Genomic DNA, 14,074 nt, shown 5'->3' with positions numbered 1-14,074 from the left:
GGGCTCTGATAAACAAAACCCCGACCGAAGCATCTTTCGGTCGGGGTTTTTATCATCGTATCAACCGTTTGAATCAGACCGGTGCCTGACTGTCCGACGATTTCTGCCAAAGATTGATACCGGCATCCCCGGCATATTTATCGATCTCGGCCAACTCGTCTGCGCTGAATTCAAGGTTATTAAGCGCATCAAGGCTGTTATCAAGCTGCTGAACGTGACGCGCACCGATCAGGGCAGAGGTTACCTCGGGGCGGCGCAGCACCCAGGCAATCGCCATCTGGGCCAAGCTTTGACCGCGGCGTTTGGCGATCTCGTTCAATGCGCGAACGCGATTGATGTTTTCCTCGGTCAGCATGCCTTTCTGGAAGGAGCCTTCGAGTGCGGCACGTGAATCTTCGGGCACGCCATTCAGGTACTTGTTGGTCAAAAGACCCTGTGCCAGCGGCGAGAAGGCAATGCAGCCCATGCCAAGCTCGGAAAGGGTATCAAGCAGACCATCCTCGACCCAGCGATTGACCATCGAATACGACGGCTGATGAATGACGCATGGCGTTCCCATATCTTTGAGGATCGCATGCGCTTCGCGGGTCATTTCCGGGGAATAGGACGAAATCCCGACATAAAGCGCCTTGCCCGAACGCACGATCTGATCAAGTGCGCCCATGGTCTCGGCAAGCGGGGTGTTGGGATCAACCCGGTGTGAATAGAAGATATCGACATAGTCCAGCCCCATCCGCTTAAGGCTTTGATCAAGGCTGGAAATCAGATATTTGCGTGATCCCCATTCCCCAAACGGCCCCGGCCACATGCGATAGCCCGCCTTGGTGGAAATGATCAACTCGTCGCGATGGCGTTTAAGATCCTGAGACAGGACCTTGCCAAAGTTTTCTTCGGCCGAGCCCGGCGGCGGGCCATAGTTGTTGGCAAGATCAAAGTGGAACACACCGCGATCAAAGGCGCGACGGATCATCGCCCGCTGGGTTTCATAAACATCCACGCCACCGAAATTCTGCCACAGACCAAGCGTGATTTTCGGCAGAAGCAATCCACTGCGCCCGCAACGGTCCCAGTTTTCATCGTTATAGCGGTCCGGGTTTGCCATCCACTGGGCTTCGACTTCAGCCATATCTTCCTCCTGCTTTCAGAAGCGGTTTACCGCTTTTCTTGAATCGATCCAATGCAGTCTTAATAGGGCATTTGACCCTGTTTGTCAGTGCCAAGTACGCGGCGTGAAATCAGTCTGATTTCTTTTTTATCGGCGCTGTTGCGTTTTGCAGCCATTCACGATGATCATCATCAAGATCATCGGCATACATCGCATAGACCTGTGCGTGGTAATCGTTAAGCCACTGCAGCTCGTCCCTGGTCATCAGTTCCGGATCGATCAGTTTGCGATCAATCGGCGAGAAGGTCAGCGTTTCAAAGCCAAGCATCTTGCGATCGGCCCCAATCGGCGCATCGATTTCAGTTACCGCAATCAGGTTTTCAATGCGAATGCCGTATTCGCCTTCCTTATAAAAGCCCGGCTCGTTCGAAAGGATCATGCCCGGTTTCAGGGCCACCGTGTTCGGCGCCTTGGAAATACGTTGCGGACCTTCATGCACACCAAGGTAACTGCCAACGCCGTGGCCGGTGCCATGGTCAAAATCAAGCCCGGCTTCCCAAAGTGGCATGCGTGCCAGCGTATCAAGCTGTTGTCCCGTTGTTCCAACGGGGAATATGGCGCGGGCAAGGGCAATATGCCCCTTTAGCACGCGGGTGAACCGGTCGCGATGTTCCTGTGTCGGGTTCCCGATCACGGTCGTGCGCGTGATATCGGTGGTGCCATCGAGATATTGCGCCCCGGAATCAATCAGGAAAATCTCGCCCGGGGTCAGATTGCGGTTGGTTTCCGGGGTATTGCGGTAATGGCAAAGCGCCCCGTTCGGGCCACTGCCCGGAATGGTTTCAAAGCTTGAATCACGGAACAGCGGATCTTCAGCACGCATCGACAGCAACATGTCGGCAGCGGCGCGTTCATCGATATCACCGTTGGCCGCCGTTTCATCAAGCCATTTGAAATAACGAATGATCTTTTCGCCGTCGCGTTTGTGGGCCTTGCGCGAACCTTCAAGTTCGACCTCGTTCTTGCAGGCCTTCGGAATGGCGACCGGATCACGCCCGACACGTACGGTGGCACCGGCGTCGGACAATTTCATGCGCAGCCAGTCTGCTGCAGTGGCTTCATCAAGACGGACGGCCTGATTGCCCATCGCCTTCAGGGCATCCCCGAGTTCGCCCGGTGCCCGCAAGGTTGCCTCACCCGACAGCCATTTGAGCGTTTCCGGGGCGATCTTGCGTTCGTCCATGAAAAGTTCGACCGAGGCATCGCCGTTGATGATCGCATAGCCAAGTGCAAGCGGTGTTTGCGGCACATCGGCACCACGGATATTCAAAAGCCACGCGATGCTGTCAGGTGCCGACAGAATGGCGCTGTCGCAAGAAATGCGCGACAGGATTTCGGCAATCTGGGTGCGCTTTTCGAAACTGGATTTACCGGCATATTCCATTGGATGCGGGCGCACCGGACCAAGCGGCAGGTGCGGCTGCGCATGCCAGATGGCGTCAATCGGGTTGGTATCAATCGCAATCAGTTCTGCCCCGACCGCCTCACAGGCAGACCGCAGATGCGTCGCCTGTTGGACCGTGTGCAGCCAGGGATCATAGGCCAGTTTCTCACCCGATTTCAGATGATCATGCAGCCAGCCGACAACCGGTTCTTCGACCAGGTGGCGGTATTCGAACAGATCACGGTTAACTTGCTGGCGCACCTGAATGGTGTATCGCCCATCGACAAAAACGGCGGCCTTGTTACGCAACACAACGGCCGCACCCGCAGATCCGGTAAAGCCGGTCAGCCACGCCAGACGTTCGGCCCGTGCTGGCACGTTTTCGCCCTGATGTTCATCGGCACGCGGCACGATAAATCCGTCAACGCCTTTGGCCGCCAGATAGGTGCGCAAGGCATCCAGTCGATGGGCGGCGTCAAAATCATCCTTGGCCATTTTAAAAAGCGTTTTGCGCTCATCCCGCAGGGCCAGCAATTCGGCCCGAAGCGCATCATCCGGGGATTGGCAAATCAGATCAATCCAGTCTTCTCGCGTGCTGCCCTGGGCTGCGGCCAGAACACCGTCAATCAGGTCGATGACAGCGCTAACATCCTTGTCGACATTGGCGGCTTCAAGCAGTTTGGCAAGTTGAGCATCACCGGAAATGGCCATGAAGATCCTCTTTAAAACATGTGGGGCATTGGGCAGGTGGTAAGACCTATGTAAGGGTTTGTGCCGATGTCGCGCAAGCACCAAAGAACTTTCGGACATACTACGCCCTTTTCCCCGCCCGAAACACCGGTGCATGCATCCCGCGTATGAATGCGTTGCAACCTTCGCAATGCACATTAGCCAAAGGTTAACGTATGACAGTCCCGCGACAAAAAGATGGCCCGTCGGGACGTCAATTTGCTGGAGACCATGAACGGTGATCCGTTTTCCTATTACTGCCTTGAGCGTCATACAATCCCGTCGTCGCCAGACGGCCTATGACGGCCTTGAGCGCCTGGCCCTTGGTCAGAAAACTGCGCTCGGTCTTGATACTGGCCCTGCCCATCCGGCAGACGACATTGCGGATCGAACTAAAAACGACCCGCAAGATGCCAAGGATACGGAATAACGGATCAATCCCGCCCGGGTTGGTCTGCATCAAAAGACGAAGCGCAGGATCACGGTTCATGATCCTTGCGGCATTTTTGTCTTTTCCCTCTGAAACGGCCCTGCTTCTCCACAGCAGGGCCGTTTCTTTTTGACCAGTCGCAGGCCAGCACGCCATAGTGCCCCAAACAGTAAATCATAATCACGATGCGGAGTGGAAATGACCAAGACAGTTCTGATCACCGGTGGATCACGCGGTATCGGACGCGCAACTGCTGTTCTGTTTGCTGCCAAAGGCTGGAACGTTGCGCTAAGCTTTGTTGGCAATCAGGCAAGTGCTGATGAAACATGTGCGATGTGCGAGCGCGCCGGATTTACCGGCAATGTGATTGCCCGCAAATGCGATGTCCGCGATGAAGACAGCGTGATTGCCCTGTTTGAAGCCGCACGTGATCGGTTTGGCGCGATTGACGCCGTGGTCAATAATGCAGGCATTGTCGCCCGGCAAAGCACACTTGCGGATATGGATATTGATCGCATGAAAGCCGTGTTCGATACCAACGTTCTCGGTGCCTTTCTGGTTGCACGCGAAGCCGCACGAACCCTTCGTTCCGGTACCGCTATCGTCAATGTTTCGTCCATTGCTGCAAAGCTTGGCTCACCTGGCGAATATATTGATTACGCCGGATCAAAAGCGGCAATCGATACCCTGACCATCGGTCTTGCCAAGGAGCTCGGCCCGAAAGGGATCCGTGTCAATGCCGTGCGTCCGGGCATCATCGAAACCGATATTCATGCCAGTGGTGGGCGCCCGGAACGCGCCCATGAACTTGGCCCGAATTGCCCGTTGGGACGTGCTGGCGATCCACAGGAAGTCGCCCAAAGCATCTTTTGGCTTATCTCGGGCGACGCGTCCTATGTCACAGGCAGCATTCTTGATGTATCAGGCGGCCGGTAACGAGACCGATCAAGCCTGATACCCGACCACTTTCCGGATTTGGTTGCTATTAGGGGGTTTCAGGCTTTCCCGGCAAATCGGCAGATGCCATTGCCACGCCCTTTGTTTCGCCAAACACCGCGGCCAAGCCATCGTGCAATTCAATGATATCAAGTGGCTTGGCCAGTATCCGCGCAACCCCCAAAGCATTGAAGGCGTCGGTCACCTCGTCTGAGGCATACCCGGTCATCACGACAACCGGAATGTCATTGCCAGCTTCTCGCAGCTTTTCGATCAGTTTCTGGCCGGTCATGCCCGGCATGGTCTGATCGGTCAGAAGCGCATCAAACTTTGCGTCCGGTGCACTCAGCGCTTCAAGCGCCTGGGCGGCCTCGTTAAACGTATCGACGGAATATCCGATCCGCTCCAACATCCGCGCACACAGCCTGAGGTTCTTTTCCTCGTCATCCACGACCGCAATATGCCCGCCTGCACCTGCCGACAGACTGCGGGTTTCGCGCTTTTCATCCGTGGCTTCGCGATCATGTTCCGGCAACAGGATTGCGAACCGGGTTCCCTGCCCCAGACGGCTATAAACTGATATCTCGCCCTTGTGACCGGTCACGATGCCATGCACCGTAGACAGACCAAGACCAGTACCCTTGCCCGGCTCCTTGGTGGTAAAGAACGGATCAAAGATCCTTTTGGCTGTTTCCGGCTCCATGCCGACGCCGTTATCTACGACGCTAATCTGGATATAGCGCCCCACCGTCAATAACGGATGTAGCTCCAGACTGTCTTCGGTGACTTCGAAGCGGCTTGCCTTCACGCGGATTTCACCCTGATCGCCGACCGCATGACAGGCATTGGTGATCAGGTTCATCAAACACTGATCAAGCTGTGTTGCGTTGCCCATAACGGTCATGGATTTCGCCCCCAGTTCGACCTTGATCGAGACACTTGATGGCATGGACCCACGTGCGAACCGAACCGTGCCCGCAATCATTGACCCGACATCAATCGGAGAACGTTCGGTTTCTGAATTCCGGCTAAATGCCAGAATTTGGCGGACAAGATCACGTGCCCGGTCCGCCCCCTGGCGAATTTCCATAACATCTTCACGCAGCGATGAATCTTCGGGCAAATCGGAATAAAGCAGTTCGGCATAGCCACTGATTGGCTGCAGGATATTGTTGAAGTCATGTGCGATCCCGCCCGCCAGAACGCCGATGGTTTCCATCCGTTGGGAATGACGCAGTTGCTGTTCAAGCTTTTCACGTTTGCGTTCGGACTGAAGACGCTGAAGTTCGGCAGACGCCCGTGACGCGAACACTTCGACGATGGATTTCGCCAGTTCCGGATCACCAAGTGGTTTGTCCGATATGGTCACCATAATATCGATCGGTCGTGCCTCACTGTCGTAAAGTGCGGCCCCGACATATCCAACGACATCAACGTCAGTGACCTTTTGGACATCCTTCATCAAAACGGAAAAATTGTCTTTGCAGACAAACGTGCCTTCCTTGATGACGCGTTCCGCCGCAGATCCAGCCAGGGCGAAATCAAGGCCGCCGCGACTGCCATCCGGGGAATAGAACGCAACTGACTTCACCCGGTCACCGACAAGTTCGGCGATGTGGCAATAGGTCATATCAAGTGTTTCGCACAGAACCTTTGTCAGGTTTTCAAAGAACCCGGCACCGACCTGATAGCGGATACCACGATAAATGGATTCCAGTGTCTCCTGATGGCGTTCACGCTCTGTCACGTCCAGTGCGAAACTGGCGATACAATCCAGTTCGCCATTGGCATCAAATATCGGGCTTTCATACCACTCGCAGATGATGCGGCTGCCATCACGTTTGACATTCTCGAACCGGTTATTGACGCTGTTTTGCGTTTCCATGATCCGTTCGATCAGAGTGCCAAGACGCGCCCGGTCTTCCTCGGGCACCAGAAGTTCAAGCTTCTTGCCGACCATCTCATCGGCATTATAGCCAAACAGCTGGCAGGCGGTTTCGTTCACCTCGATGATGGTTCTGTCCGGCGTCCAGTAAAACACCCCGATTTTCGCGTTGTTGAAGTGCGCGCGCAGGCGGCGCTGGTTGGCCTCCAGATCACTCTTGGCAACCTCAAGATCCTGGCGATAACGGATGCGTTCGGTGATATCGCGGCAACTGATCCTGATGCCCAGGTTCCCACCGTCGCTATCGGCGATCGGTTGCCATGACATGTCGATACCGACCTTGCGGCCATCCTTGTGAACACCGGTGAATTCGCGGTCACTGCCTGACAGGCCATCAAGACCTTCGTCAATATAGTGGCGCACACGGTCACGATCCTCGGGCGCAATAAATGACAGCGGATAATCACCACACGCCATGCATTCATCGACCGTGTAGCCCAGAACGCGTTCAATCCCCGGGTTCACCCAGATCAGTTTGCCATCAGGTGCAATCCAGCTTTCCCAGCCATAGGTGTAATTGGCAACCGCCTCAAAACGACGGCGCGAGAAGCTGAGCTCGTCATTGGCCTCCATGACATTTTTCATGCCTGCGGCGGCTGCCAACAACCCACCTGCCATATGGGCGAAAACGATTTCCTCAGGGCGCCATACTCTGGTCCGCCCGACAGACTCAAAGCACAATATGCCCATCCGGCCCGCCGCCGAGATCAACGCCACATCAAGGATTGCCTTGATATTCATCGGGATCAGATAGGCGTCTTTAAGTTCGGAAGTACGCGGATCTTCAACGGCGTTGTCCGCATCGATAATCTGCCCGGTTTCCAACGCTGCAAAATATCGCGGCAGTACCGCACGTTTCAAAATCATGCCGTCATGTTTCGCCGACGGATCATTGGCATCAAACAGCCCGACGCACTCAACGTCACCATCATCTTTTTCCAACCACAGACTTGCCCGTTCACAATTCATCAGGTTGGCAAAACGCTTCAATGTCGGACGGAAAGACGCGTTTTCGATGCGCTCAAGTGACGAGAAATGGTTGGCGACTTCGGACGCACTTTCGCGGATTTGTTCAAGAAACTTTTTGCCCGACATCAGTTCGTTCTGCGAACGCAACTGGTCCATGCTGGTTTGCAAAAGTGCCTGCCGCATCCAGACGATCCCGACAACAAGTGACGCGGTCATCCAGACATACCCAAACAGCGCAGATCCCCAAACCGGCAACGTATGGGGAACGGTGCTGCTATCGGTGATCAAGCCCCCGTCGAGATTGAAAACACGCATCACGCCGACGCTTGCAATCGCGACAACGCAGAACACCGCGTATCGAATGGTGATGGAAAATCGCCAGAACAGCGCCACGATCACGGTCGATACAATCATCATCGCCATGCCGCTTGCGGGGGAAAACCTGACGATATAAAGCAACGACATGCTTGTCATTGCGGCGACAATCACAACCGACTTGGTAAAGGTCGATAAGCGCTTGCGCAGTACAAGACCGGCAACAACGGCCAGAAAAACCAGCAGATGGATGATCTCGACCGTGATCGAACGCTGGCTTGCTTCGCGCAACATCGAGGAAACCAATGCGGGCAACCCGCCAATCGACATCACAAACAGCATAAAGTCTGCGATGCGGTTTCTTGTCCGGTCCAGATTGGCGCTTAATCTTTTTGGCATGAGTTATCGGGCCCCATTCTCAGACCAACTGGTCGGGCATGCTGTTATAGATGCTTTCAAAGCGCAGATGATTGTCGACAAACAGCCCCAAAAGTTTCGGATCGAACATCTCCGGGGAGGTTCGCTCGTCACCTTTGGTGATGATATTGACAGCTTCAGTGTGGCCATAGGCCGGTTTGTATCGGCGCGCACTGCGAAGGGCGTCATAAACGTCGGCCAGTGAGACTATCCGCGCAATCATCGGGATATCCGCGCCCGACAGGCCCACACAATAGCCCGACCCTTCCCAATGTTCGTGATGATAGCGCGCAATGATTGCGGCCTGTCCCAGAACCGGGTTGTCCGATGAATTGAGCATCGCAAAGCCGATCTCTGTGTGGCGCTGCATGACCTTGAATTCGTCGTCGGTCAGCTTTCCGTTTTTCAGAAGCACCTCATCGGGCACACCAACTTTTCCAATGTCATGAAGAATGCCAGCCAGACGGATTGTCCGTTGAACATTCTGATCCAGACCGGCCATCTCTGCCAGCAATTGGGAGTAAAGACCGACGCGAACACAATGCTCGGCGGTTTCGATGTCCCGATACTGGGAAATCAGGCTAAGCCGGTCGATCATTTCCTGTTCGGCACCGCCAAGTTTGCGGCTGATGTCATCAAGGGTTTTCGACTGACTGATATTTTCCAGTTCGAGTTTCCGAACACGTTCGACTTCCCGGTCCCGTTCCTGCAGTCTTGCCTGCGCATCAAGTGCGGCGCGTTCAAGATCGGCACGTTCAATCGGCTTATCAAGAAATTCCCGAACACCAAGACGCAGTGCCGTCACGGCATCGGTCTTGTCACCATCCCCGGTCAGCAGAATGAATTCGAAATCCCGTTTGTATTCGTTGATTGCCCGTTTGACGAAGTCCAGACCACTGCAATTTGGCATGCGCAAATCAGAAACAACCAGACGCAATGATGCGTCCGATTTTACTGTCTCAAGCGCTTCAAGTCCGTCAGATGCAACCACCACTTCAAAACCGGCACGTTCCAAAATACGTGCCAGCAATTTTCGGATCGGCGGTTCGTCATCTACAACCAAAATGCGACGTTCAAGCTCACTCAATCACTCTGCCCCATGCCAGATACAAAATACTACGAGCGAATAGATAAAACCTATCCGTTGGTATTGTATATTGCAACATACGCAAAAAGTGTGAGATCGGTTCTCAGGCTGTTTTTTGCCCTGTTTCCAAGGGATTGCGCGGAAAAAGCAGTGAAAACCTTTGATTGAAATTTGATGGAGAAGTTCTGGTATCTCCGGGATTTCAGTTCCGAAGGCCCGATTGCAATGCGAATCGAAGAAAAACGGCATACGGAAAATAGATCAAAGCAACCGGATCGCGTACCCGGTCATCATGCAACAGCGACCGACAAGGCGGTTTTGGTGATGGGCGTTTCCGCGTCCCGGTGCGAACCTGACAGGCATTGCCCGTTATCCGTGGGAACCTAATTGTCAAAAGTCTCGTGGCATTAATGCATAACGGCAATGCCACCCAAAAATCACAACGCAATATCGCATTGCCACCAACTTGTTACACTTTGCAGCATCGGATCCATGCCTGGAGCTTGCGGCGAAGATGGATGAGTTTTTCTGGTGGATCGTTCTGATTGGGTTTATCGCCCAATTGATTGATGGTGCCCTTGGAATGGCCTATGGCCTGACCTCAACTTCCCTTTTGATCACGCTTGGCTTACCACCTGCACAGGCAAGTGCGACTGTCCATGCCGCCGAAATTGCCACAACCGCTGTTTCCGGCACAGCCCACCATTTTGCACGCAATGTCGATTGGCGCATGGTCCGTCAACTGGCACTTGCCGGTGCAATAGGCGGCTGTGCTGGCGCTGCTCTTTTATCATCGGGGATCGGGGACTATCTGGCACCGTTTGTCGCGGTATATCTTACTGCCCTTGGCGTTCTTGTAATTGCAAAGGCGCTTCGCAAAGTCCAGCCGCCTGCGGCGATCCGCGGGCTTACCCCGCTTGGCATGATCGGTGGATTTCTTGATGCAATCGGGGGTGGCGGCTGGGGACCTATCGTGTCAAGCACGCTGGTCTATCGCGGCAATGAACCGCACCGCATGCTTGGGACGTCTGCCGCGGCCGAGTTTTTTGTAACCGTGACAATTACCGTCACATTTGCCGGATCATTCGGACTGGAAAGCTTTGGGATGGCGGCACTAGCACTTGTAATAGGCGGTGTGCCAGCCGCCCCGTTGGCGGCCGTGCTTGTCAAAATTATCCCGCGAAAGCCGCTTATGATTGCGGTTGGCGTCCTTATCGTCGGCCTTGGTCTTTTGGGGATATATCGCTTTGTCTTCGCCCTTATGGCTTAGCCGACAACAAGTGTTGTCCAGTTTTCGACCTTGAAGCGATTGATCAGGGAAAGCCCGACATCGCGATAGGCCGACAGAACAAACTGTTCCTGATGCGCAAGAAGGCCTGAAAGGATGACAACACCGTTTTCCGAAAGCGTGCTTGTCAGGTCATGCGCCATGCCACGCAGCGGGCGGGCAAGGATGTTTGCACAGACAATGTCATAATACCCGGCATCACGAATACGGGCATCCTGAAAACCGTTTGAATGAATGGCCGTGACAAGATCGGCGATCTTGTTGGTTTTGGCATTTTCGCGTGCAACCCGAACCGATGCGGCATCAATATCGGCCATCATCACCGGGCACCGCCAGGTTTTGGCACAGGCCATGCCCAAAATGCCGGACCCACAGCCCATATCAAGCGCATTCTGACGTGGGCCGCGTTTGGCCAGCCAGTCGATTGCAGCAAGACATCCCTTAGTGGTTTGGTGTTCGCCAGACCCGAATGCCAGACCGGCATCAACCTGCAGGGCTGTTTTCGATACCGGGATTTCCTCGTTCCAGTGGGAACCATGGACAAAGAAACGCCCGACCGAGATCGGCTTGAAGCTGCGCAGGTTTTCGCTGACCCAGTCCTTTGGCTCATAGGTGCCAAAGGTCACGGTTGGCGCATCAATTCCAACTGCAGATGCCATGATCGACACCGCGGTCTCAACCGCGCCCTTGTCAAACATTTCACCGGCAAAGCCTTCGATACGCCAAGGACCATCCGGGTTGCCATCACGCTCGAAATGCGAAAGCGCATCGCAATAATCAAACAGCGCGTCGGCAAACATCTGCGCATAGGCGCCATCGACTTCGAACTTGAAGTTATAGCAAAGGACGGGTTCGGTCATATCGCTTCTCGCTCGTGTGGGCGGCAAATGTGCTCTGCCCGGTTAAATCGGTCATCCGAAAATGTTGCCCGGGGCTTACCCCGGCAGGATGAAGCTGTCGACCACTTTCTTGGTGCCGACGCTTTCGAAATGGATTTCCAGTTTGTTGCCATCGACCGCACGGACGGTTCCCGACCCGAACTTACGATGGCGCACCGTATCACCCACCTTGTATTTCGATGAGTTGGAACTGGTGGAATAACTGGTTTCACCGTCGGGCTTCACATCAATCACGTTCTTGCGCACGCGATCCTGCCAACCGCTTGAGGCGAATTTACGCTCCCCGGCACCTGATACCGGATTGCGTGATGGCGTACTGCTATCACTCGCCCAGCTTGGCATTTTCATCCAGTCATCGGCACCCCAGGCACCGGGCGAATGGTTGCCGCCATGCCCGCCAAGACCGGTATCGCTGCTGCGTTCGATATGTTCGTCGGGCAACTCATCAACAAAGCGCGATGGCAGGGCTGATTGCCACTGATTATAGATGCGCCGATTGGCGGCATAACAGATGGTCGCACGTTTGCGCGCCCGGGTAATACCGACATAGGCCAGACGACGTTCTTCCTCTAGGCCCTTGACCCCGCTTTCATCCATGGCGCGCTGATGCGGAAACACGCCCTCTTCCCAACCGGGCAGGAAGACGTAATCGAACTCAAGTCCCTTGGCGGCGTGCAGGGTCATGATGGTAACTTTTTCCTCATGATCGTTTTGCGCGTTTTCCATCACCAGCGAGACATGTTCCAGGAAGCTGGTCAGGTTCTCGAACTCGCCAATTGCGGATACCAGTTCTTTCAAGTTTTCCAGACGTCCGGGCGCATCAATTTCCTTCGATGTCCGCCACATATCGGTATAGCCGCTTTCATCCAGAACGGTTTCAACAACTTCGACATGGCTGCTGTTGCCAAGCATTTCGCGCCAGCGTTTGAAGTCCCCCAAAAGACCGCCGATGCTTTGGCGCATCTTGGGTTTGAGTTCTTCGGTATCCAACAAATCGCGCGCCGCCGCCGGCAGCGAGATCGCCTGATCACGGGAATATTGATGCAGTGTCTGAAGCGTTGCCTTGCCAACCCCGCGCTTGGGCACATTGACAATGCGCTCAAATGCCAGACTGTCATCAGGCTGCGCAACAAGCCGAATATAGGCCAGCGCATCACGGATTTCCTGACGCTCGTAGAAGCGCGGACCACCGACAACCCGGTACGGAATACCCAGCGTGATCAGACGTTCCTCAAATTCGCGGGTCTGGAAACCGGCACGCACAAGAATGGCAATTTGGGATGCGCCAACGCCCTTGCGCTGCAGGGCTTCGATATCCTCACCGATCAGGCGGGCCTCTGCTTCACCGTCCCAGACACCTTTGACAAACACCTTGTCGCCAGTATCGATTTCGGTCCACAGCTCCTTGCCCAAACGGCCATCATTAAACGTGATCAGTTTGGACGCTGCGGCCAGAATGTGCGGGGTGGAACGATAGTTTTGTTCAAGCCTGACAACCTTGGCACCGGGAAAATCAGACTCAAAGCGCAGGATGTTGCCGACCTCGGCCCCGCGCCAGCTATAGATCGCCTGATCATCATCACCAACGCAGCAGATATTGCGATGAACCATCGCCATCGCCCGCAGCCACAGATACTGGGCGACGTTGGTATCCTGATACTCGTCGACCAGAATATAACGGAAAGTGTTCTGATACTGCTTCAGGATCTCCGGGTGCTGCTGGAACAGGGTCAGGCAATGCAGCAACAAGTCGCCGAAGTCGCAGGCATTCAGGACTTTGAGGCGTTCCTGATAAATCTTGTAAAGGTGCTTGGCCCCGCCATTGGCGAACTCGACACTTTCATTGACCCTCTCAGGTGTCAGGCCCTTGTCCTTCCAGCGCTGAATGATCCCCATCAGTTGCTTGGCCGGCCATTTTTTCGGATCGATCTGTTCGGCATCCATGATCTGTTTAAGCAGGCGCACCTGATCATCGCTATCAAGGATGGTGAAGTTTGACTTTAACCCGATCAGGTCGGCATGACGGCGCAACAAGCGCGCTGAAAGCGAGTGGAAGGTTCCCAGCCACCAGCCTTCAACCGGACGACCAAGCGCCTGTGCCACACGTTCCTGCATTTCCTTTGCCGCACGGTTGGTAAAGGTCACGGCAAGGATTTGCTGCGGATGCAGGCGTTCGGTCTGTGCCTTGGTTTCCAGAAGATGCGCCAGACGCGTCGTCAAAACGCGTGTTTTCCCGGTCCCCGCACCCGCCAAAACCAGCAATGGCCCGTCGAGCGTTTCGACAGCATCGCGCTGCTCGGCATTCAGATTGTCGAGATATGCCGGGGTCGGTGTATCGGCCAGACGCATTTCGGGGCTGGCGGCGAATTCATCAATTTCGAAGGGATCATCCATCATGACCGCATATATATCACGCTGTGCGAAGGGGGCCAGTCTCGTTCCATATTGACCCGACGATTTTTACATTCTGCACCACATTGCGGGCGTCTACCAAGCCCTTCGCGGGAACG

Annotated in this window: 9 protein-coding genes; 3 read left to right on the top strand and 6 right to left on the bottom strand. The window is 54.7% G+C overall.

The window, feature by feature from the left end; translation table 11 throughout:
• Positions 1-73: 73 nt before the first annotated feature.
• Positions 74-1,126: an L-glyceraldehyde 3-phosphate reductase gene (gene mgrA, locus TH2_RS06340; protein ID WP_008889579.1), complete on the bottom strand. Its 1,053-nt coding sequence runs from the start codon at positions 1,124-1,126 to the stop codon at positions 74-76.
• 109 nt (positions 1,127-1,235) lie between these two features.
• Positions 1,236-3,260: an aminopeptidase P family protein gene (locus tag TH2_RS06335; RefSeq protein WP_008889578.1), complete on the bottom strand. Its 2,025-nt coding sequence runs from the start codon at positions 3,258-3,260 to the stop codon at positions 1,236-1,238.
• A gap of 256 nt (positions 3,261-3,516) precedes the next feature.
• Between TH2_RS06335 and TH2_RS21220 the strand changes: the two genes are divergently transcribed.
• Both TH2_RS21220 and TH2_RS06325 read left to right on the top strand, forming a co-directional pair.
• A complete protein-coding gene (locus tag TH2_RS21220) occupies positions 3,517-3,708 on the top strand; it encodes a hypothetical protein (RefSeq protein WP_157193872.1) in 192 nt (63 codons plus the stop codon).
• A 198-nt stretch (positions 3,709-3,906) separates the two neighbouring features.
• Positions 3,907-4,644 (top strand): SDR family oxidoreductase, encoded by a 738-nt coding sequence (locus TH2_RS06325; RefSeq protein ID WP_008889576.1) that lies wholly within the window; start codon positions 3,907-3,909, stop codon positions 4,642-4,644.
• A gap of 49 nt (positions 4,645-4,693) precedes the next feature.
• Here TH2_RS06325 and TH2_RS20510 read toward each other — a convergent pair whose 3' ends face one another.
• Together TH2_RS20510 and TH2_RS06315 are read right to left on the bottom strand one after the other, a co-directional pair.
• Entirely contained in the window at positions 4,694-8,272 is a 3,579-nt protein-coding gene (locus TH2_RS20510) for a PAS domain S-box protein (RefSeq protein WP_081579279.1), read from the bottom strand.
• 19 nt (positions 8,273-8,291) lie between these two features.
• Positions 8,292-9,377 (bottom strand): HD domain-containing phosphohydrolase, encoded by a 1,086-nt coding sequence (locus TH2_RS06315; RefSeq protein ID WP_008889574.1) that lies wholly within the window; start codon positions 9,375-9,377, stop codon positions 8,292-8,294.
• Positions 9,378-9,891: 514 nt separating this feature from the next.
• Between TH2_RS06315 and TH2_RS06310 the strand changes: the two genes are divergently transcribed.
• Positions 9,892-10,647, top strand: coding sequence for a sulfite exporter TauE/SafE family protein (locus TH2_RS06310; RefSeq protein ID WP_008889573.1), 756 nt, complete (start codon positions 9,892-9,894; stop codon positions 10,645-10,647).
• Here TH2_RS06310 and TH2_RS06305 read toward each other — a convergent pair.
• Positions 10,644-11,525: a 50S ribosomal protein L11 methyltransferase gene (locus tag TH2_RS06305; protein ID WP_008889572.1), complete on the bottom strand. Its 882-nt coding sequence runs from the start codon at positions 11,523-11,525 to the stop codon at positions 10,644-10,646. The two genes, TH2_RS06310 and TH2_RS06305, sit on opposite strands and share 4 nt — an antisense overlap.
• Positions 11,526-11,600: 75 nt before the next feature.
• Positions 11,601-13,958, bottom strand: coding sequence for an ATP-dependent helicase (locus TH2_RS06300; RefSeq protein WP_040822790.1), 2,358 nt, complete (start codon positions 13,956-13,958; stop codon positions 11,601-11,603).
• Positions 13,959-14,074: the final 116 nt, after the last annotated feature.

The sequence above is a fragment of the Thalassospira profundimaris WP0211 genome (genome assembly GCF_000300275.1).
In the GTDB taxonomy this organism is placed as follows: Bacteria; Pseudomonadota; Alphaproteobacteria; order Rhodospirillales; family Thalassospiraceae; genus Thalassospira; species Thalassospira profundimaris.
The sequence above is the reverse complement of the archived record's forward strand: the minus strand, read 5'-3'. Positions and strand labels throughout refer to the sequence as shown.

Coding starts and splice junctions, on each gene's coding strand:
- TH2_RS06325 (WP_008889576.1), top strand. CDS start 3,907: ATGACCAAGACAGTTCTGATCACCGGTGGATCACGCGGTATCGGACGC.
- TH2_RS06335 (WP_008889578.1), bottom strand. CDS start 3,260: ATGGCCATTTCCGGTGATGCTCAACTTGCCAAACTGCTTGAAGCCGCC.
- TH2_RS06310 (WP_008889573.1), top strand. CDS start 9,892: ATGGATGAGTTTTTCTGGTGGATCGTTCTGATTGGGTTTATCGCCCAA.
- TH2_RS06305 (WP_008889572.1), bottom strand. CDS start 11,525: ATGACCGAACCCGTCCTTTGCTATAACTTCAAGTTCGAAGTCGATGGC.
- mgrA (WP_008889579.1), bottom strand. CDS start 1,126: ATGGCTGAAGTCGAAGCCCAGTGGATGGCAAACCCGGACCGCTATAAC.
- TH2_RS06300 (WP_040822790.1), bottom strand. CDS start 13,958: ATGGATGATCCCTTCGAAATTGATGAATTCGCCGCCAGCCCCGAAATG.
- TH2_RS20510 (WP_081579279.1), bottom strand. CDS start 8,272: ATGCCAAAAAGATTAAGCGCCAATCTGGACCGGACAAGAAACCGCATC.